Below are 19,309 nucleotides of genomic sequence, written 5' to 3' on the forward strand. Positions count from 1 at the left end.
GACACGACGGGACATGAGGCGACGCGACATCAGACTCAAACACCTGGCCGTACTGGGCGCCGTGACCGCGCTGCTGACCTCCCCGGTGCAGGCGCACGCGGCGCCGTCCGGCCACACGTACCACGTCGCCCCCTCGGGCAGCGACCACGCACGCGGCACGCAGGCAAGCCCCCTGCGCACCATCGGCGCCTGCTTCGACCGGGTCCGCCCCGGCGACACCTGCCTGGTCCATCAGGGCACCTACCGTGAACAGCTCGCCCCTCCCTCCGGCACCAAGGGCGCCCCGATCACGGTCGCCGCCTACGGTGACGGCCCGGTGACCGTGGACGGGACCGAGCGGGTGACCGGCTGGAAGGACGCCGGCGGTGGACTGGTCGCCGCGAACACCGACCTGCCGCCAGACCCCGACTTCAACGCGGTGTTCCTCGACAACGCCCGTGCCGCGGAGGGCCGTTGGCCCAACTCGGGGGCCGATCCGCTGAACACCACCTGGGCCGAGGCCGACACCACCTCCACCGACCAGCACATCGACGACAGCGACCTGCCCGACGCCGACTGGTCGGGCGCCACCGTGCACCTGTGGGCGGGCTCCAACCCCTGGGCCCAGCAGACCGGCACGGTCACCGCCACGGCACCCGGCAAGCTGGACTTCAAGGGCGGCAACTACCGCTGCCCGCCGCTGTGCATGGGCAACCAGACCTACCGCAACTACTACCTCGTCGGGTCGAAGGCCGCCCTGGACCAGCCGGGGGAGTGGTACTACGACAAGGCCGCGCACCAGCTCTACATGGTCCCCCCGAAGGGCGGCATCGCCGGACACACGGTGACCGCCAAGCACCGGCTGTGGGGTGTCGACCTGAGCGGCAGCTCGTACGTCACCGTGCGCGGCCTGAACCTGTGGGGCACCTCCCTGCGAACCGGTAAGTCGAGTACGGGAGTTGTGGTCGACGGGCTGCGTGCCACGTACATCTCCGAGTTCTCCACCCTGCCCATGCCGCCGGACAGCGATCTCGCGATCGATCCGTTCGAGGGGCACATCGTCGCCTCCCGCATCCTCGACTCGGGCGTGCAGATCCTCGGCACCGGCAACACGCTCAAGAACAGCGAGATCGCGCAGTCGGCCGGCGACGGCGTCCTGGTCCGCGGCACCGGCAACACCGTCACCAACAACTACATCCACGACGTCGGCTGGATGGGCAGCTACACCCCCGGCATCGAGATCAACGGCAACGGTCACACGGTCACCCACAACACGATCCGGCGCACCGGGCGCGCGTCCATCGACACCGCCTGGCAGCTCAACGGCACCGAGTTCCACGACAACCGCATCGCCTACAACGACATGTCGGAGGCCATGCGCACCTCGCGCGACGGCTCACCCTTCTACGTCTGCTGCAGCCTGAACGGCTCCGGCAGCTCCATCGACCACAACACCTCGCACGACGCCGACGGCCAGGTCGGCTTCTACGTCGACAACTACTCCGGCAACTTCCTGCTGCACCACAACGTCGCCTGGAACACCGGCGCCCGGGGCACCTTCTTCAACGGCCACACCGGCCCCAGCATCAAAAACCAGGACCACAACTCCAGTTACGGTGTGGGCATCAACGGCAACTCGGTCCTGCTCAGCGGCGCGACCGACGCCTCCGGCTCGTACATCAGCAACATCGTCGGACCGAAGCCGATCACCGCGACGCAGACCGGTGACCCGCTGCCGGTGGTCCGCTCCAACCTGATCAGCGACAAGCCCGGCTACACGAACGCCGTCAACGGCGAGCTGTGGCTGACGCCCGGTTCGCCCGCCATCGACGCGGGCGAGGTGATCGACGGCATCACCACCGACACCCTCGGCACGGCTCCCGACCAGGGCGCCTACGAGTACGGCGCGCCCGTCTGGTCGACCGGCTGCGATCTGCCCGGCTGCCAGCAGCGGGTGCGGCACGGCAACTGGAGCGCCACCGCGAGCGACGGCACCAATGCCTCGGCCACCGTAGACGGAGACATCAACACCCGCTGGACCGGGGCCGCCCCGCAGAGCGCCGGCCAGTCCCTGACCGTCGACCTCGGCGAGAGCAAGACCTTCGGCCGGCTCTCCCTCGACGCGGGCCGCGACACCAACGGCCAGCCGTACGGCTTCACGGTCTCCGTCAGCGGTGACGGCACGCACTTCGGCGAACCGCTCGCCCGGGTCTCCGGCCGCTCCTTCACTCAGGACGCGGTGTTCCCCCGGCAGACCACCGCCCGCTACATCCGGATCACGCTCACCGCGAGCGGACCCGCGCCCTGGGTCGTCAACGACATCCGGCTGTACGGCGACGGACCCGACGCCGCCTCCACGCTCCAGGCCGAACAGGCCACGACCGTACGAGGAGTGGAGCGCGGCACGGCGGCCACCGGAGTTCTCGGCTCAGGCGACCGGGTGGCCTTCCGCAAGGCGAACGTCCGCGGAAAGCACCTCACCGCCCGCCTCGACTCCGCCTGCCCCCAGGGCACCCGGAGTTGCTCGCTCCAGCTGCGCCTGGACGCGCCGGATGGCCCGCTGGTCGCAGTGGTGCCCGTCGCGGCCGGCGGTGACTGGCAGGAGCAGTCCGTGACCCTGAAGCGCGAGGTCACCGGCACGCACGACCTCTACCTCGTGGCGAAGGGCGCGGCCCGGGTCGCCGCGCTCGACTGGCTGACGATCAGGCCCTGACACGGGACGGGCCGGGCGGCGGGATTCTCTTCCCGTCGCCCGGCCCGTCACGTCTTTGCCGCGGTGCGATGTCAGCCCGCGATGGAGTCCAGTTGTTCCGCCGCCGGGCGCAGCGCCCACAGATCGCCGCCCGGTGGCTCCTGAAGCGAGGGCACCGCCCGCTGGGCCCGCCGGTCGCCCGCGTCGGCGGCCGCGTGCACCACGTCGGTGGCCGCGTACCGGTAGAACTCGAGCTCCGGATGCGGCCAGGCGGCGGCTCCGGTCGCGGCGGGCAGCAGGTAGTCCACCGCTTTGAACAGGCTCTGCCCGTCAGGACCCTGGTACTTCCACAGGTTCACACCGACGTGCCGGCCGATGGCCGCGAGCCGGGTGTAGGCGACCAGGTCGAAGGTCGAGTAGTGCCAACTGCGTGTCCGGGCCAGCTCCTGGGGCTGGCTGCCGTCCGCGGCGATCTGCGGGGCGATGCGTGCGCTCCGCGCGTTCACGACCGTGCGCCGGGCCAGGTCGGTGTCGCCCGTCGCGTAGGCGAGGGCGGCGAGCTGCATGTCGAAGAAGGTGCCGTGGTTGTTCGCGGCTGCCGCCTCCTGCTTGCCGAAGTCGCTGTTCTTGAGCCAGTCGAGGAAGGCGGTGTTCCACCGTGCCATGCCGGCACGGTCGGTCTTGGTCCAGCCGGCGGCGCCGGTGTCGAGGATGGCCAGCGCGTCGAGGACGCTGGTGTACGACTGTGAGAAGTCGATGATGCCGATGGCCCGGCCGTCGTATTTGCAGGGGATGAACTGCGCGTGGTTCAGGTTCGGGTTCATCTTCGTGGCCGGATCGAGGAACCAGGTGCGCAGGATCTGCCCGGCCTTGACGGCGTACCGCTTCTCGCCGGTGTAGTACCAGGCCAGGGACAGGTCATACGCGGAGTCGAAGACCTTCTCGACGTCCTGGCGATCCGTTCCGGTGTCGACCTCGGGGTTGCGCTGCCCGTCGCGCTGCACATACGGGCAGCCCCACGGGTTGTCGGCGGTCGGTGGCGTGGAGGGCCACCAGTACGGGGCCTGACTGAGATAGTCGTGGGTGTCACCCCCGGGTGCGGGCTTGGGTTTGTCGACGACCGTCCAGGGGCCCTGGTTCAGCCACTTGTCGGCACGGGCCGTCAACGCCCGTGCGGATCGCCGCAGTTGTGAGTCGCCGCGGTCCAGACGGATTTTGGTCTGCTGCATGCGGGTGCCGTCGAGGACGGCGGTGTGCGGGGCTTTGGGCACCAGGTGCTCCACCCTCGCTGTCGCCGCGGGTACCGCGCCGGCGGTGAACGCGGCCAGGGCCGCTAAGAGGACACCCAGGCGGGATCGAGCGCTCATAGGTCAACTCCGATCACGTACATGAAGTCAGGGGTTGGCGTGGCGCGGCCTACAGCCTGCGCTGGGCCTCGTAGAGGTTCTGCGGACGCACCGCGCCGGGGCTGCCGTACAGCTCCAGTCGCGTGTGCAGGTCGCCCGTGAAGTCGGGGACGTCGATCTGGTCGAACTCCGTGACCTCGCTGACGCCGACAGTGGCGGAGTACGGTGCAAGACCGTCGATCTTCATCAGGCCCGCCCGGCCGTTGGTGACGCGGATGTTCCAGTGCGTGAAGCGGGCGCCGAACAGGGGCCCCGCGCTCGCGTCACCACCGTGACGGCCGTTGTTGTTCACGGTGATGTCGGTGCGGACGTTGGCGAAGGGCAGACCCTTGTGGCTGTCGAAGGTGCCCATCCGCATGTCACCGCGCGACCACACGTTGTACGAGGACAGTCCCTCGACGTTGATGCCGTGCAGTTGGGTGTTGGACGGCGCGGGACTGGTGCGCTCCTCGATGGTGAAGTCCTCGATGAGGTTGTCGTGCGACCCCTCGCGGCAGAAGTAGGGATGGTGGGAGCCGCGGCCCGCGACCCGCGTCCGGCGCAGGGTGCAGGCGGAGGCGGCCACCAGGCCGAAACCGTTGTCGACATGACGGACCGTCACGTCATCCACCCAGCAGTCGTAGGCGCACTGCAGGGTGACGCCGTTGTACCCCTTGTCGAGGAGGTGCTGCTGCTGGGGTGTCTCCACGGCCTCCAGGGTCAGGCCCTCGACGCCCGAGCCCGTCAGCTCCGGTACGTGGGTGGTGAGCTGGGGGTTCCATTCCGGCCGGACGTCGAGCGGGAGGGGACGTTCGAGCGTGACCCTCCTGCCGTGGACACCGGCGATGCGCACCGGCCACTCGTAGGGGACGTACGAGGTCAGCTTCGTCTTGTCGTCCCAGTAGTACGCCTCGGGGCCGGGCCCTCCGCCCGCCATGTGCTCCAGCAGGGTGTGGCCGGGGTCGTCGGCGAGCCGGAGGAGGACGAGCGCGCCGGGACGCAGCCCGGCGGGGCTGGTGACCGTCACCGTCCAGGAGCCCTGCCGGGCGGGGGCGACACCGGTGAGCGGCCGCCACTCGTCGCGCCGGTTGCCGGTCCATCCCTCGAACGGCCACGCCTTCGCCCGGATCGCCGCGGTGAGGGAGTTCCAACGGGCCTCGGGTGCGAGCCAGATGAGGCCACCCGCCCAGGACCAGGACGACTTGTCACCGCCGTAGCGGGAGCCGTAGACGCCGATCAGTTCGGTGAGGTTGCGTGTGGCGTACAGCCTGGTGCGGCCGCTGCCGGCGCCGCGCAGAACGACGTTCGAATGACCGACGCGTATGACGTCGTCGATGCGGAAGGTCCCGGCCGGAATGGAGACCGTGCCACCGCCGGCCCGGCCGGCAGCGGCGATGGCACGGTTGATCGCGGGAGCGGAGTCGGTGGTGGTGCCGGGCCTGGCTCCGAAGGCGCGTACGTCGAAGAGGCGGGGGTGGCGGGCGAAACGCGTCTGTCCGCCGCGGTAGCCCGCCCGGCCGACGTAGGGGATCTGCGGGTGGTCGTAGGGGGTGTGTGTGAACTCGCGCCATAAGTGTGGGACTTGCCCGTGCGTGCCGGAAGCGGCGGCAGCAGTTGTGCCACCCGTCGCGGCGTAGGCGGCCACGACCGCTGCGCTGCCCAGCAGGCCTCGTCTCGTGATGCCGGTGTACCCGTCTCGGCTCTCGCTGCCAGGTAATTCGCTCATGTCCGCCCGCTCCTCCACAGTGACTCATGCAGTGATTCATGTAGATGAACAACGTTCATAGCTGTGTCGGTCGTGAGCATGCCATGTCTCCCCGGGGGCGGGAAAGAGACGTGCAGGGCAAAACTCGATCGAGGGCGTCGGACTGCGGTCTCTGGCGTCGAAGGCTGACGGGTCGTCAACAACCCTGGTTCAAGTCCTTGACTCCTCCGATGTATTGAGGTTGCCTGCGTTCGCGCTCGACGCGGCCGGGACTTCGACGCCGCGTGCCCCCTGACGTACCCGGCCGGATCCGGCCGGCACTTCGACGACTCCGGATCCGGGCGACGGCCGACACGATCGACCACCACCACCCACCCACCGGAAAGGACACCCGATGAACAGGAGAACCGTCCTACGGGCCGGGGCCGGCCTGCTGGCCGGCGGCGCCGCGCTCGCCCTGCCGAAGGTCCCGCTCGCCACCGCGGCGCCGGCCGCCGACCCGACCGACGGCTGGACGCAGACCTCGTTCACGTACAGCTGGCAGAAGCCCTGGAACCTCGACCTCGGTGACCGGCACAGCTACAGCGACGGCGTGCACCGCATGTGGGTGTACGACACCGACGAGCCGTTCGAGGAGGACAGCTCGACCGACCCGCGTACCGAGATGCGCTGGAAGGTCGACTACAAGACGGGCAACCGCATGTGGGACGCCGACGTCTACCTCCCGTCCGGCACCGACGCCGCCTCCTTCGTCCAGATCCTGCGCGGCGTCCACCCGTCCGGTACCCCCGCCACCGACATCATGCTCAACGTCTACGACACGGGCGGCGGCACCGTGCGGCGCTACGACGGCACGGTGCTCCGGACGAACGCGTACGACAAGTGGTTCAACGTGAAGATCGCCCACCAGGCGAGCAGCGGGACCGGCACCATCAAGGTCTACTTCGACAACTCCCTCGTTCTCACGGTCGACGACCGGGGCCCCGCCACCCGCTACTTCAAGAACGGCGTGTACAACCACGGTTCCGGCCGCGCGGAGGCCCGCTTCCGCAACATCCGCTACTGGACGAGGTGACCCGACGTGCGCAGACGACAGGCTCTCGCCATGCTCGGCGGCACCGTCCTGGCAGGCACGGTCGGTGCGACCGCCGCGGTCGGGCAGGCCTACGCCGCCGACGAGGTGTACTTCCAGAACCGCGGCAGCGTCGAGGGGTGGGATTACGCCTACACGCAGAAGGACGGCGTGATCGCCACCGTGGACTCCCTGGTGTACAAGGGCGCCCACTGTCTGGAGGCGACCCAGACGTACATCGGCGAGACGGGCGGGTACCACTCGGAGGTCATCCAGCGCGGCGCGCAGAGCGTCGGCGAGGACAAGTACTACGGCCAGGCCATCCGCCTCGCCCCCGACTGGGAGTTCCATGACCAGAACGTCACCTTCCAGCAGTGGTCGCCGGAGGACCCGGAGGGCCCCTGGCTCCTGATGTTCGTCATCGGCGACGAGATCCGTTTCGGCGGCTCCGGCGGCATCAAGGGCACCGTCGGCTCCATCACGGCCCTGCGCGGTACGTGGCTGCGTGTCGTCGCCCGCCTGAAGCTGGCCGGGGCCTCGGCGGGCGCCTTCGAGGTCTGGCTCAACGGCAGGAAGACCGTCAGCATGACCGGCATCACGGTCCTGCCGTCGACCTCGCGCACCATCCGCTGGTCGAACGGCATCTACTGCACCGCGTGGCGGGACGGTACGCCCAGCGGCCCCGACGTACTGACGATCCACCACGACAACCACCGGATCGCCTCGTCGTACGCGCTCGCCGAACCGGCCAACTGGTCCTGACGGCCGCTGCCCCCGGCAACGTGCACGTTGCCGGGAAGTTCGACGCGGGCACCGGCTCAGTCCGGCAGTCCCCACGGCTTCGCGTCACCGACGGCCGGCACGTCACGCGGACCCAGGTCCGGGTGCGTTCCGCGCGGGAGAACCACAGCCGTTTCGTTCCGGCCGAGCTGGATCCGGACCCGCCCGGCCCCTGTCTCCCGGTAGCTCAACCGCCGCCCACGTTCGTCCCGCACGTCGATGGCGCCGTCGATGCCGTGCTGCAACTGGAGCGGGGCGCCCGCCTCGCTGTGGACGCGCACCCATCGGGTCCGGCCGCCCGACCGGTCCGCGTCGACGAGGAACGCGCCCTGGGTGCGCAGACCTTGGACCGACAGGTCGGGCCAGCGCCGTGACACGGAGGGGAAGACCCGTACGACGTCGCCGTGGCTCTGCACCGCCATGTCGAGGACCGACTGGGCCGCCGTCAGCGGGCTCTCGACGGCCAGGTTCCCGCCCTCGACGTACATGGTGTTGGCGGTCATCCACGCGTTCTTGATGAGGTTGCCGTCGGTGAAGAAGGTCAGATAGTCGAGCGCGTCCTCCGGGCGCTCCATCAGGGAGGCCATCGAGGACGCGGCGGCGTAGCTGTAACCGGCCCACAGGCTGCGGTCCTTGACCCAGTGGTCGAAGGTCGTCCGTATGGTGTCCCGGTCGGCGGTCCGGTCCCAGCTCAGTTCGTGCAGCGGGAAGAGCCACAGCATGTGCGAGAAGTGCCGGTGGGACTCGGTGAGCGGCTTGCCGGCGCCGATGGTGACGCCGGTCGCGTCCCGCGGGTAGTCCACCAGGCGCTGGAGGATCTCGCGCCAGCGTCCGGCGCGCGGATGGTCCGTACGCAGCAGGCGCAGGCAGTCGAGGAGGGTCGCGCAGCCCCAGCGGATCAGGGAGAGGTCGTAGGTGCAGTCGGTGGCGTCCGCCCACTCGGGCGACCGGGTGAGCGGCAGGTGCAGTTTTCCGTCGCCGCCCTCGTACAGGAAGTGGTCGTAGAAGTTCACCGCCTTGACCAGGATCGGGTAGAGGACGTCACGCACGATCGACAGGTCCATGGTGTGGCGGTAGCTGAGCCAGACGTTGTGCATGGCCCAGATGAGATTGCCGTTGTTGTCGGTCTTGGTGGAGGTGCCGGGGACACCGACGGTCTTGGCGCCGGGGCGCAGCATCCAGTCCGAGGGGTGGGCCAGGGCGTAGGTGTCGCCGTCCTGGAACTCCGGCGGGACGGAGAGCGGCAGGTACTTCTCGAAGTTCTTGAAGGTGGAGGTGACGGAGTCGAGTTCGGGGTGATGGGACCCCTGGATCAGCCAGGTGGCGATCTGCACGTTGAGGTTCCACCACACGGCGCTCCAGCTGCCCCCGGTCTCCGGGTACCACGGCCCCCACTCGGACATCGAGGGCCCGCCTGCCCGGGTGGCGCAGGCGGCCTTGTAGAGCTGGATCCAGTAGAAGTCCTGGATGCGTTTGTCCGGTACTGACAGCAGGCTGCGCCGGTAGAAGCGGTGCCACCAGGCGCGGTGGTCGCGCACCAGGTCGTCCGGTTCCGCGGACAGCGTGCGGGCCACTTCGGCGACGGCCAGCCTCGTCGTGCGCGACAGGTCGTCGGGGTAGCGGTAGACGATGTGCGCGGCCAGCAACCTGCCGCTGCCGACACGCCGTTCACGCCACGCGGTGGTCCATCCGCCGCCCGCGATCAGCGGCTGCTCGACGTAGTGGGTGGCGCCGGTGGATCCGGTCCGGGGGTCCGGGTTGCCCGTGTAGTCGGCGGGCTTGTCCTTTTCACGCGGCGAGATGGCGGGCAGCCAGCTGAACGACCAGGCCGCTGCCTCCTCGCCGGCACTGGGCCGGGTGGAGATCAGCAGTGCGGTACGGGCGTTGTGCACCAGCATCGAGAAGCGGACGCTGCCCCGGGTGGTGGTGACGACACCGCGCAGCTCGGCGTCCCAGATGTCCAGGGTCCAGTCGACGCCGGTCACCTCGCCGGCGAGGGTGAGGTCGAAATGCCCTATGGGTAGCCGGGAGAATCCGTACGGAGCGCGCCACTGAGGTCGCTGGTCCTGCACCTGGCTGTGGCTGACCATGACTTTCACGGAGTTGGCCGTCGCACCTCGGTACACCTGCACCCCGAGCAGGCCGTTGCCGAGGAAGGGGCCGTCCTTCCAGTCGCCGGGCATCCGCCGCCACCGCAGGGCGGCAGCTCTGGCCATCCGTTCGTACAGGTCTGTCGCCCCCGCCGGCGACGGGGACGCCGCCCAGGCGGTGCCGGACCCGATCGACCAGCTCCCCGCGGCGACCGCGGCCGCCGTGCCGATCACACCTCTTCGAGAGATCCCGTTCCCTGGCGTCGCGGTCACGTAGGTGCCTCCCATTTCTGGTTGTGAACTTCCAGGGCATAGTGCAGGTCCCTTGAGTGATTGGGGAAGACCTCCGACGTATCGGAAATCAGGAAGGGAGGTACGAGCAGGTCAGCCCGGGGAGTTCAGCCGCACTCCCTGGGCGAGGGTGAGGAAGTGGACCGATGTCTGTCGAGGACCTCACATCGGCTCGATGACGTTCTTCCGTGAGTGTCCGTAGAGCACCGAGGTGCGTACGTCCGCGAGTTCCTGTCGCTCGGTCAGCTTGTCGAGGACCACCGCGTTCAGATGGTCGGTGTCGCGAACGGCCACATGCAGGAGGAAGTCGTCGGTGCCCGTGGTCACGAAGACCGCGATCACCTCGGGCATCCGCGCCACGAAGGCCTGGAACTGCTCGATGACCGTACGCGACGGCGGCCGCACCCGCACGGCGATGATGGCCTGCAGCCCCCGGCCGACCGAGGGGAGGTCCACCTCGGCGTGGAATCCGAGCAGCACCCCGCGCTCGCGAAGGGAGCGCACCCGCTCCAGGCAGGTGGAGGGTGCGATCCCCAACTCCTGCGCCAGGTCCCGGTTGGTGCGCCGACCGTCTTGCTGCAGAAGGCGCAGCAACGCCGAATCTAGTTCATCCATATCCCGTCACATCTCCACCCAGCCGAATTATGTTCGGTCAGGATGTCAAACTCCCGGATCAGTTGCTAGCGTTCCAGCGGAATTTCCGTTCTTGATTCGCTGCTCCACTGCGCGGTCGGGGCGGAGCCGGAAGTGCGCGGGAAAACATGGAAATGGGGCAGCAGGGGTGGACGAGCGGAAAACCAGGGTCTTGGCGACGTGTTCCGTCGTGGCGGCCGCGCTGTTCTGGAGCAGCTCGTACGCGGTGACCAAGGAGGTACTGGCGAGCGTCGGTCCGCTGAGCATCGGGGCCGCCCGCTTCACGATCGCCGCCGCACTGCTCTGGATCATGGTGCGCATGCGCGGCAAGCCGGCCGTGCGGCCGGACACCCGCCAACGGCGGATGATCCACCTGAGCGGTCTGCTCGGCATCACGGTCTACTTCGTACTGGAGAACATCGGCGTCGAGTTGTCGACCGCCTCCGACGCCTCCCTGATCGTGGCCTCGTATCCGCTGATGACCATGCTCCTGGAGCTGGTGGTCTTCCGGACCAGGATGCCGCTGCTGCGGGTCGCCGGCGTGCTGCTCGCCGCGGGGGGAGCCTTCCTGGTCGTGCGCAACGGGGCCGAAGTCGGAGGCGGCGCACGCTGGTTCGGCGATGTTCTGCTGCTGCTCGGCGGGCTGGTGTTTGCCGGGTACAACGTGCTGACCAAGTACGCGGGTCGCGGGCAGGACGCGGTGAACCTCACCTACCACCAGACCGTGGCCGGTGCCGCCGGCTTCCTGCTCGCCTCGCTCCTGGAGATCCGGGACTGGCGGGTGCCGGACACCACGGCCTCGGCGCTGCTCGCCTATCTGGCCGTGGCGTGTTCCGTCGGCGGCTTCCTCCTCTACAACTACGGCCTGCGCCGGATGACATCGAGCGTCGCCGTCAACATCCTCAACCTGGTACCGGTGTTCGGTGTGCTCGGTGCCGTGGTGATCAACGGTGAGACGGTCCGGCTCGCCCAGGTCCTCGGCGGCGTGGTCATCATCGCCGGTGTGGCACTCGGATTGGTCGAACGCCGAACCGCCGTCGGGAAAGCCCCGGCTCGCGAGCCGGTTCCGATCGGCCAGCCGTCCGCCTGACTGCGGTGCGGGGGCGAGCCCACGGCTCTCCCCCCGGCTATGGTGCCCGCCCCGCGTCAGCGACCCCTACGTACCCGCGCCGCCGCCCGGGCTTCCGCGGCCTTGCGGGCCTCGGCGGCTTTCCGGGACTCCTTCGCGGGGCGGCCCGCACGGTTGCCGAGGCCGCGGAAGGGAACGTTGCCGCCGCTGCTCTTCCCCCCTGTCGGCGGGCGCTTCGCGCCGGTGATGGCGGTCAGCTTCTCGTCGCCGGAGCGCACCTGTGTGGTCGTCGGCCGGATCCCGGCGTCGGACATCATCCGGTTCACGTCCCGGCGTTGGCTGGGGGTGACCAGGGTGACCACGTTTCCTGACTCCCCGGCGCGTGCCGTGCGTCCCCCACGGTGCAGGTAGTCCTTGGCGTCGGCCGGCGGGTCGACGTTGACGACGAGGTCGAGAGCGTCGATGTGGATGCCCCGCGCCGCGACGTTGGTGGCCACCAGCACGGTGATCTCACCGTCCTTGAACTGGGCGAGCGTGTGGGTGCGCTGCGGCTGCGACTTGCCGCTGTGCAGAGCACCGGCCCGTACCCCGCTGGCCCGCAGGTGACGGGTGAACTGGTCCACGCCCGCCTTGGTGTCCAGGAACATCAGCACCCGGCCGTCGCGTGCGGCGATCTCGGTCGCGGTCGCGTACTTGTCGGGGGCGTGGATGTTCAGCACGTGGTGCTCCATCGTGGTGACCGCGTCCGCCCCCCGGTCGACCGAGGCCAGCACCGGGTCGTGAAGGTGGTTGTGCACCAGCTGGTCGACGTCCCGGTCGAGAGTGGCCGAGAACAACAGACGCTGACCGTCGGAGCGGACCTGGTCCAGGATCTCGGTGACCTGCGGCAAAAACCCCAGGTCGCACATCTGGTCCGCCTCGTCCAGCACCGTGATCCGTACCTGATTCAGGTGGCAGTCCCGGCGCGACACCAGGTCGGCCAGGCGCCCCGGCGTCGCGATGACCACGTCGGCTCCGCTCCTTAGCAGCGCCGTCTGCCGGTTGATCGACAGACCTCCGACGACCGTCGCCAGCCGTACGTTCAGGGTCCGCGCGTACGGGGCCAGGGCGTCGCTCACCTGCTGTGCGAGCTCCCGGGTCGGCACCAGGACCAGCGCCAGCGGTCGCTTCGACTCCGCTCGCAGGCCGGCCGTCCGCATCAGCAGCGGCAGCCCGAAGGCCAGTGTCTTGCCGGAGCCGGTCCGCGCACGGCCGAGGACGTCACGGCCGGCCAGCGCGTTGGGCAGGGTGGCCGCCTGGATCGGGAAGGGCTCCGTCACTCCGAGGCCGGTCATCGTCGTCAGCAACTCCGGCGGCAGCCCGAGTGCTTCGAAGGACCCGGCAGGCGGCAGACCCGGGGACGTCGCCGGTGGTGTCGGGAGTTCGTTGTGCCGTGCTGTCGCCCGCGGCGGCTTTCCGGCACGGGGGAGTCCGGGCTTCGACGACTTCGTGTTCATGGGGAACCTCTCTGGTCTGGTGCCCCGGAACGTGGCGGGCCCGTACCCCTGGGTACGGGCGCCGACGGTGTCGAAGCGTGGACCGTATTTTACCTGTGGACACGGGAGGCGGTTTCCGACGGAGCCCGCAGATCAGGGATCACTGAACACGGCGGACGGGGGTAGTCGGGTCCGGCAAGGTTCCCTCGCATGAAAGTGAAGCCCGTGCCATGGCCGAGACACGAGACGTCGTTGAACTCATTCTCCGGGATCACCGAAAAATGGAGGATCTCTTCCGTCTGATGCGCAGCGTCGAAGCCGACCGGGCCGCCGCCCTGCGGGAGTTCGCCGACCTGCTGATCGCGCACGCGCAGGCGGAGGAGGCAAAGGTGTATCCCGCCCTCAAGCGCTACAAGAAGATCGAGGACGAAGAGGTGGAGCACGGCGAGGAGGAGCACGAGGAGGGCAACAAGGCGCTCCTCGCGCTCCTGGAGGTCACCGAGGTCGGCTCGGAGGACTGGGACACGAAGCTGGAAGAGCTCGTGGAGGCTGTCACGCACCACGCCGACGAGGAGGAGCGCACCATCCTCAATGGCGCACGCGAGAACGTCGCCATGGAGCGTCGGGAGGAGCTGGGCGCGGCGTTCCTGGAAGAGCGGGAGCGTCAGCTGAAGGCAGACTGCGGCGCCGTCGACAACGTGCGCCGAATCGTCAAATCCTGACCGCGACCCGTCGACGCGCCCCCCTGCTGTGGACGGTGGGAGGGCGCTTTGGACGGTGCGGGGGCGGGGGAGAAGCGGGTGCGCGGGGCAGCTCACAGGGCGGAGGCCCGTCTCCCCATGCCGGGCGGCGAAGCGTGGCATGGGGAGGCGGGCTCCCGCCCCACGTCTGACCAGGAACCCAGGTGTGGACCGGTCGCTATGGGGGACTTGGTTCGCAGGCCGGATCAGGGTTCCCATGGGGCTGGACCGGCTCAGGTTCCTCTGGTTCAGACGTGGTGCCGGGGGAGCCGCCCCTCGTGGGTCGCGAGAGGCTGCCCTGTTCGCAGACCAGTCTCGCGACCTCACGCAGCTTGATGTTGTTCTCCTGTGAGTAGCGGCGCAGCACGTCGAAGGCCTGCTCTTCGGTGAGGTTGTGGCGGCCCATGATGATTCCCATGGCCTCGCCGATGATGTGGCGGGTGGCGACGGCGTTCTTCATCTGGGAGTGGGCGCGGGCGCTGGAGAAGGCGATGGCCGCGTGGGAGGCCAGCAGCCACCCGGCCAGCTCGCTGGTCTCGGTGAACGCGCCGGGTTCGCGGGAGTAGAGGTTGAGCGCGCCGAGGTCTTCGTCCTCGGTGAACAGCAGGAAGCCCATCATGCTGCCCACGCCGAGCTCGCGGGCCTGCGGGGCGTAGGCAGGCCAGCGCGGCTTCTCGCCGGCGAGGTCGGCGATGCGGAAGACCCGCTCACCCTGCGAGCTGAGGGCCGCGTCGAAGCAGGGCCCTTCACCCAACCGCTCCTGCAGCTGATCACTGTCGATGACCACCTGGTCGGTGGGCGCGAGAGTTTCCACCTGATCGCGGTGCAGCACCAGAATGCCGGCCGCGTCGCAGCCGTCCACCAGCTCGGTGGCCGACGCCGTGATCCGCTGGAGTGTGGCATCGACCGATTCCTGTGCCAGCAGGTCCCGTGCCATCGACGCCATCTGCTGTGCGAACCATCCCCAGTCCACTTCGTCCTCCGCTCTCGTCCGGTCCGGACAACCCGCCTACCCCAATTTTCGCGCGAGCCATCTGGCGGATCGAGGTAAGAGAGCAGGTCCAGCCGTTGAGGCGCTGATTCTCGACGGCGTCAGCTCAGGCGTAGCGCGGACCAGGCCGCGTTGTCGAGGGCGAGGTGGTGATCGAGGGTGTCGCGGGCCAGGTCGGTGGGGACGTCCTCCCGGGTGCCGAGTGTCGCCGCGGCCACCAGGTGACCCAGGCGCAGTCCGTTCGCCGGGGTGCGGCCTTCCAGGAGTGCCGCGAGGTAGCCGGCGGCGAAGGCGTCACCGGCTCCGACGGGCTCGACGACCCGGGCGGCCGGGGTGGGGACGTAGGTCTCCGCACCGTCGGCGCCGTACGCCGTCGCACCGCGCCCGGCGTCCTTGACGACCAGTGCCGGGCCGGGGCCGAGCAGGTCGCGGATGTCGTGAGCCGTGCGGGTGCCCCACAGTCTCTCGGCCTCGTCGCGTCCGACGAACACGAGGTCGGCGCCACGGGCCAACTCCTTCAGGACGGGAGCGGCGTCGGCCGGACGGTGCCGCCACAGCGCGGGGCGGTGGTTGACGTCGAAGGAGATGGCGGGGCCGGGGACGCTGCGCCGGATGACGAGGTCGGTGACCAGTTCGGCGCAGGTGTCGGAGAGCGCGGCGGTGATGCCGGAGAGGTGCAGCGCGCGCGCTCGGCGCAGGAGCGGAAGGTCCGTCAGGCCGGTGTCCATGGCGGCGGCCGCGGAGTCCCGGCGGTAGTAGTACGTGCCGGTGCCTTCCGGGCCGGTGTCCTTGAAGTACACGCCGGTCGGCCGCAGCGGGTCCGTCTCGACGGCGGAGACGTCGACGCCCCGGGTGGTGAGGTCCGCCAGGACACGCCGTCCGAGGGGATCGTCACCCACCCGGCCCACCCACGCGGCGCTGTGCCCCAGGGCGACCAGGGCGCAGGCCACGTTGGACTCCGCTCCGCCCACAGCGAGCGCGAGTGCTCTCTGGTGCGCGAGCGGCCGGGTGTCCCGAGGGCTGAGTACGGCCATGGTCTCCCCGATGCACACCACGTCGGCGCTGGGCTCGGAGCGGGTCGGCTCACGAGGAGAAGGGGGTGGGATGACCACAGGTGTTCCTTCTGCGGGTTCTCGGACGGCGGTGCCAGGGCGGAAGGAGCGCCTCTCAGGTGTCCAGGACGCGGTGCAGGAACTGCTGGGTGCGTGCTTCGGCGGGACTGCCGAAGACCTGCTCGGGGGAGCCCTGTTCGAGGACGACACCGCCGTCCATGAACACCACGCGGTCGGCGGTGTCCCTGGCGAAGCGCATCTCGTGGGTGACCACGACCATGGTCATGCCGTCCTCGGCGAGGGAACGCATGACGCCGGTGACCTCGCCGACGAGTTCGGGGTCGAGAGCGGAGGTCGGTTCGTCGAAGAACATGATCGCGGGGTCCATGGCCAGTGCGCGGGCGATGGCGACGCGCTGCTGCTGCCCTCCGGACAGCTGCGCCGGGTAGGAGTCGGCCTTGTCGGCGAGCCCGACCCGCTTCAGGGCCGCCCGGCCACGCTCCTCCGCCTGAGCGCGGGAGAGCTTCCTGACCTTCAGCAGGGCGAGCGTGACGTTGCCCAGCGCGGTCTTGTGCGGGAAGAGGTTGAACTGCTGGAACACCATCCCGACGTGCCCGAAGATCTCCGGTGCGCGCTTGCGGTCGTGCAGCGGGACACCGCCCACCCACACCTCCCCGCTGTCGGCTCGCTCCAGGTCGCACATGATGCGCAGCAGGGTGCTCTTGCCGGATCCGCTGGCGCCGATCAGGACGACGACCTCGCCCGGCTCCACCGTGATGTCGACTCCCTTGAGGACCTCCAGCTCACCGAAGCGCTTGTGCACGCCGGACAGAGAGATCCTCGACGTGGTCACCGCCTTCTGCTGGGCGGCGGGATCGGTGATCATCATGCGGTGACAGCCTTTCGCTCCATGTGCCGCACGAACAGCGACAGCGGGTAACAGATGACGAAGTACAGGGCGGCGACAGCGAGGTAGGACGTGCCGGGGTCTCCCACACGGTCGATCACGGCCTGTCCCTGGCGGACCAGTTCGACGTACCCGATCACCACGGCGATCGAGGTGTCCTTGATCAGGGAGAGGTACTGGCCGACCAGCGGGGGAAGGACGATCGGCCGGGTCTGGGGGAGGATGACGCTGAAGAACGTCTGGACGCGGGGCAGACCCAGTACCCGGGCCGCTTCCCACTGACCGCGGGGCACCGCCTCGATGCCCGCCCGGAAGATCTCCGCGATGTAGGCGCCCTGGTAGAGCGTCAGGGCGAGCAGGGCCGCGCCGAAGACGGTGATGCCGACGAGGCCCAGGTAGGCCGCGCCGAAGTAGAGGAAGAGCATCTGGATCAGCAGCGGAGTGCCGCGGAAGACCTCCAGGTAACCGCGGGCGAGTTGGGCCACCACCGGGATGCGGCTGGTGCGCAGGGCCGCGACGACCAGCCCGAGCAGTGTTCCGGTGGCGATCGCCGCGATCGACAGCAGTACGGTGGCCCACAGGCCGGAGACGTACAGTTCACGGTTCGACCAGATGACCGACCAGTCCATCAGGCCTCCTTCTGGACGGGACGCGCGGAACGGACCGGCAGCAGACGGCGTACGGCGCTCAGGGGACGGGGCCGTTCGGAAGGACGCAGCGGAGGCTTGAACGCGACGCGTCCGATGAGCCCGGCGACCAGGACGACCGCGTTGGTGAGGATCAGGTAGAGCACCGCGGCGATACCGAAGACCTGCACGGTCAGCAGGGTGCGGGAGTTGATGACCATGGCCGTGCCGGTCAGCTCGGGGACGGAGATCGCGGACAGCAGCGACGAGCCCAGGATGATCTGGACCAGTTGGTTCACCACGGCGGGGTAGACGTTGCGCAGGGCCTGCGGGAGCACCACGTACAGGAAGGTGCGCGGCGGGCTCAGGGCCAGCACCCGGGCTGCCTCGCTCTGACCGCGCGGGACGGCCTGGATGCCGGCCCGGAAGATCTCGGTGAGGTACGCGCCCACGTTCACGCCGAGGGCGAGCACTCCCGCCTGCACCGGGCTCAGCCGCAGGCCCGCTGAGGGAAGGGCGAAGTAGGCCACGAACATCTGCAGCAGCACGGGGGTGTTGCGCATGACCTCGACGTAGACGGCGGCGGGCGCGCGCAGGACCGCGTAGCGGGATCTGCGGGCGAGCGCGCCGAGCAGGCCGAGGGCGAAGGCGAGCGCGAAGGCCTCGAGCGACAGTTTCAGGGACAGCCAGGCCGCGTCGAGATAGGTGGCCCAGTCCCGGAGGGCGTAGGTCCAGTCAACGAACATGGGACTCCTCCATGGGGCGGCGGCCAAGGGGTGGCCGCCGCCCGGCCGGGACTCAGTAGGACGGGTTGAGCGGGTAGACGCGGTCCACGCCGAACCACTTCTTGTAGAGGGCGTTGGCCTGCCCCGAGGTGTTGAACTCCCGCAGCCATGTGTTGACCCACTGCAGCCAGGTGGCGTCGCCCAGCGGAACGCCGATGCCGTTGTACTCCAGCGGTACGACGGAGTCCTTGGTGACCTTCAGCGAGGGGTCGGTCTTGGCCTGGAAGTTGAGGAAGTTGGAGTCCTCGACCATGGCGTCGGCCTGACCCTGCTTGACGGCGAGCACGGCGGCGGAGGAGGTGTCGTACTCCTGGATCTTCGCCTTGGGGTTGCCGGCCTTGACGGCGTCGCCGTTGGTGGATCCCTTGGTCACCGCGACCGTCTTGCCGGTGAGGTCCTGCAGAGCGGAGATGCCGCTGGACTTCTTCACCAGCATCACCTCACCCGCGACGATGTAGGGGTCGCTGAAGGCGACCTGCTTGGCGCGCTCCGCGGTGGTGGTGAAATTGCAGACCACCGCGTCGACCTTCTTGGTCTGCAGGTTGGGAATGCGGTTTGCGGACGTGGTGTCCACGATCTTGACCTTGACGCCGAGGGCGGTGGCCATGGCGGTGGCGACGTCGACGTCAAAGCCCTGCGGCTTGTTGTTCTTGTCCATCGAGCCGAACGGCGGGAACGTCAGGCAGCTGGCGACGTTGAGGGTGCCCCGCTTGATGACGTCCTGGAGCGTCGAGGCCTGCTGGTTCGCGGCCGAGGTGCCGCTGCCGGCGCTGCAGGCGGCCAGTGATGCGACAGCGGTCACACCGATACAAATCGTCATCAGAGGGCGGGTACGGTGACGAAGTCTCATCACATGCATTCCCTTCCGGGGAGGGTTTGAGGGGGAGCCTGAGCGGCCGGAGAAGGGGGTGATCGCCATCGATCGTCAGTTACGTTCTGCTATGCAAAATCACGTTTCGCATAACGTTGGGGAGAAGCTAGCCGGGTGCCCCACGGTCGTCAACGGTCGATTTCAATATGTGACATTCAGTTTTGCT

15 protein-coding genes and 1 pseudogene are annotated in these 19,309 nt (G+C 69.0%); 5 read left to right on the forward strand and 11 right to left on the reverse strand.

The features are described from left to right. Window positions 1-13: 13 nt before the first annotated feature. Window positions 14-2,692 carry a discoidin domain-containing protein gene (locus ABZ027_RS18320; protein WP_356769413.1) on the forward strand — a complete coding sequence of 893 codons (2,679 nt, stop codon included), beginning with the start codon at window positions 14-16 and terminating at the stop codon, window positions 2,690-2,692. Between the two features lie 71 nt (window positions 2,693-2,763). Here the strand turns inward: ABZ027_RS18320 and ABZ027_RS18325 are convergent, their stop codons facing one another. Continuing rightward, the gene (locus ABZ027_RS18325; protein ID WP_356769415.1) at window positions 2,764-4,038 is read right to left on the reverse strand and encodes an alginate lyase family protein; all 1,275 of its coding nucleotides are present in this window, start codon (window positions 4,036-4,038) and stop codon (window positions 2,764-2,766) included. A gap of 49 nt (window positions 4,039-4,087) precedes the next feature. Continuing rightward, window positions 4,088-5,782: a glycosyl hydrolase family 28-related protein gene (locus ABZ027_RS18330; protein WP_356769417.1), complete on the reverse strand. Its 1,695-nt coding sequence runs from the start codon at window positions 5,780-5,782 to the stop codon at window positions 4,088-4,090. Window positions 5,783-6,155: 373 nt separating this feature from the next. Here ABZ027_RS18330 and ABZ027_RS18335 point away from each other — a divergent pair, with 373 nt between their 5' ends. Both ABZ027_RS18335 and ABZ027_RS18340 read left to right on the forward strand, forming a co-directional pair. After that, entirely contained in the window at window positions 6,156-6,836 is a 681-nt protein-coding gene (locus tag ABZ027_RS18335; RefSeq protein WP_356769419.1) for a polysaccharide lyase family 7 protein, read from the forward strand. Between the two features lie 6 nt (window positions 6,837-6,842). Further along, window positions 6,843-7,595 carry a polysaccharide lyase gene (locus ABZ027_RS18340; protein WP_356769421.1) on the forward strand — a complete coding sequence of 251 codons (753 nt, stop codon included), beginning with the start codon at window positions 6,843-6,845 and terminating at the stop codon, window positions 7,593-7,595. A 56-nt stretch (window positions 7,596-7,651) separates the two neighbouring features. Here ABZ027_RS18340 and ABZ027_RS18345 read toward each other — a convergent pair whose 3' ends face one another. Both ABZ027_RS18345 and ABZ027_RS18350 read right to left on the reverse strand, forming a co-directional pair. After that, complete coding sequence (locus ABZ027_RS18345) at window positions 7,652-9,976, reverse strand: glycoside hydrolase family 95-like protein (protein ID WP_356769423.1); 2,325 nt, start codon at window positions 9,974-9,976, stop codon at window positions 7,652-7,654. 180 nt (window positions 9,977-10,156) lie between these two features. Next, window positions 10,157-10,609, reverse strand: coding sequence for an Lrp/AsnC family transcriptional regulator (locus ABZ027_RS18350; RefSeq protein ID WP_356769425.1), 453 nt, complete (start codon window positions 10,607-10,609; stop codon window positions 10,157-10,159). A 190-nt stretch (window positions 10,610-10,799) separates the two neighbouring features. Here ABZ027_RS18350 and ABZ027_RS18355 point away from each other — a divergent pair, with 190 nt between their 5' ends. Continuing rightward, a complete protein-coding gene (locus ABZ027_RS18355; protein ID WP_356769427.1) occupies window positions 10,800-11,717 on the forward strand; it encodes a DMT family transporter in 918 nt (305 codons plus the stop codon). Between the two features lie 56 nt (window positions 11,718-11,773). On the opposite strand, the gene ABZ027_RS18360 is transcribed toward ABZ027_RS18355, so the two are convergent. Further along, the gene (locus tag ABZ027_RS18360; RefSeq protein WP_356769429.1) at window positions 11,774-13,192 is read right to left on the reverse strand and encodes a DEAD/DEAH box helicase; all 1,419 of its coding nucleotides are present in this window, start codon (window positions 13,190-13,192) and stop codon (window positions 11,774-11,776) included. A gap of 209 nt (window positions 13,193-13,401) precedes the next feature. Here ABZ027_RS18360 and ABZ027_RS18365 point away from each other — a divergent pair, with 209 nt between their 5' ends. After that, entirely contained in the window at window positions 13,402-13,893 is a 492-nt protein-coding gene (locus ABZ027_RS18365) for a hemerythrin domain-containing protein (RefSeq protein ID WP_356769431.1), read from the forward strand. Between the two features lie 304 nt (window positions 13,894-14,197). Here ABZ027_RS18365 and ABZ027_RS18370 read toward each other — a convergent pair. The 6 genes and pseudogenes from ABZ027_RS18370 to ABZ027_RS18395 form a co-directional block, all read right to left on the reverse strand. Continuing rightward, window positions 14,198-14,857 (reverse strand): annotated as a pseudogene (locus ABZ027_RS18370) (GAF and ANTAR domain-containing protein); the annotation flags it as partial. Between the two features lie 146 nt (window positions 14,858-15,003). Continuing rightward, complete coding sequence (locus tag ABZ027_RS18375; protein ID WP_356769433.1) at window positions 15,004-16,014, reverse strand: sugar kinase; 1,011 nt, start codon at window positions 16,012-16,014, stop codon at window positions 15,004-15,006. A gap of 55 nt (window positions 16,015-16,069) precedes the next feature. Beyond that, a complete protein-coding gene (locus ABZ027_RS18380) occupies window positions 16,070-16,843 on the reverse strand; it encodes an amino acid ABC transporter ATP-binding protein (RefSeq protein ID WP_356769434.1) in 774 nt (257 codons plus the stop codon). After that, complete coding sequence (locus ABZ027_RS18385) at window positions 16,840-17,490, reverse strand: amino acid ABC transporter permease (protein ID WP_356769436.1); 651 nt, start codon at window positions 17,488-17,490, stop codon at window positions 16,840-16,842. The genes ABZ027_RS18380 and ABZ027_RS18385 overlap by 4 nt, the downstream gene beginning before the upstream one ends. Beyond that, complete coding sequence (locus ABZ027_RS18390; RefSeq protein ID WP_356769438.1) at window positions 17,490-18,233, reverse strand: amino acid ABC transporter permease; 744 nt, start codon at window positions 18,231-18,233, stop codon at window positions 17,490-17,492. Before ABZ027_RS18390 ends, ABZ027_RS18385 begins: the two co-directional genes overlap by 1 nt. Before the next feature lie 52 nt (window positions 18,234-18,285). After that, the gene (locus ABZ027_RS18395) at window positions 18,286-19,074 is read right to left on the reverse strand and encodes a transporter substrate-binding domain-containing protein (protein WP_356769440.1); all 789 of its coding nucleotides are present in this window, start codon (window positions 19,072-19,074) and stop codon (window positions 18,286-18,288) included. Between the last annotated feature and the right edge of the window lie 235 nt (window positions 19,075-19,309).

The organism is Streptomyces sp. NPDC006332 (genome assembly GCF_040612855.1).
Taxonomy (GTDB): Bacteria; Actinomycetota; Actinomycetes; order Streptomycetales; family Streptomycetaceae; genus Streptomyces.

Excerpts from the sequence above, each read along its gene's own strand:
- ABZ027_RS18325 (WP_356769415.1), bottom strand. The coding sequence starts at position 4,038 with ATGAGCGCTCGATCCCGCCTGGGTGTCCTCTTAGCGGCCCTGGCCGCG.
- ABZ027_RS18365 (WP_356769431.1), top strand. The coding sequence starts at position 13,402 with ATGGCCGAGACACGAGACGTCGTTGAACTCATTCTCCGGGATCACCGA.
- ABZ027_RS18350 (WP_356769425.1), bottom strand. The coding sequence starts at position 10,609 with ATGGATGAACTAGATTCGGCGTTGCTGCGCCTTCTGCAGCAAGACGGT.
- ABZ027_RS18385 (WP_356769436.1), bottom strand. The coding sequence starts at position 17,490 with ATGGACTGGTCGGTCATCTGGTCGAACCGTGAACTGTACGTCTCCGGC.
- ABZ027_RS18360 (WP_356769429.1), bottom strand. The coding sequence starts at position 13,192 with ATGAACACGAAGTCGTCGAAGCCCGGACTCCCCCGTGCCGGAAAGCCG.
- ABZ027_RS18330 (WP_356769417.1), bottom strand. The coding sequence starts at position 5,782 with ATGAGCGAATTACCTGGCAGCGAGAGCCGAGACGGGTACACCGGCATC.
- ABZ027_RS18320 (WP_356769413.1), top strand. The coding sequence starts at position 14 with ATGAGGCGACGCGACATCAGACTCAAACACCTGGCCGTACTGGGCGCC.
- ABZ027_RS18380 (WP_356769434.1), bottom strand. The coding sequence starts at position 16,843 with ATGATGATCACCGATCCCGCCGCCCAGCAGAAGGCGGTGACCACGTCG.
- ABZ027_RS18390 (WP_356769438.1), bottom strand. The coding sequence starts at position 18,233 with ATGTTCGTTGACTGGACCTACGCCCTCCGGGACTGGGCCACCTATCTC.
- ABZ027_RS18335 (WP_356769419.1), top strand. The coding sequence starts at position 6,156 with ATGAACAGGAGAACCGTCCTACGGGCCGGGGCCGGCCTGCTGGCCGGC.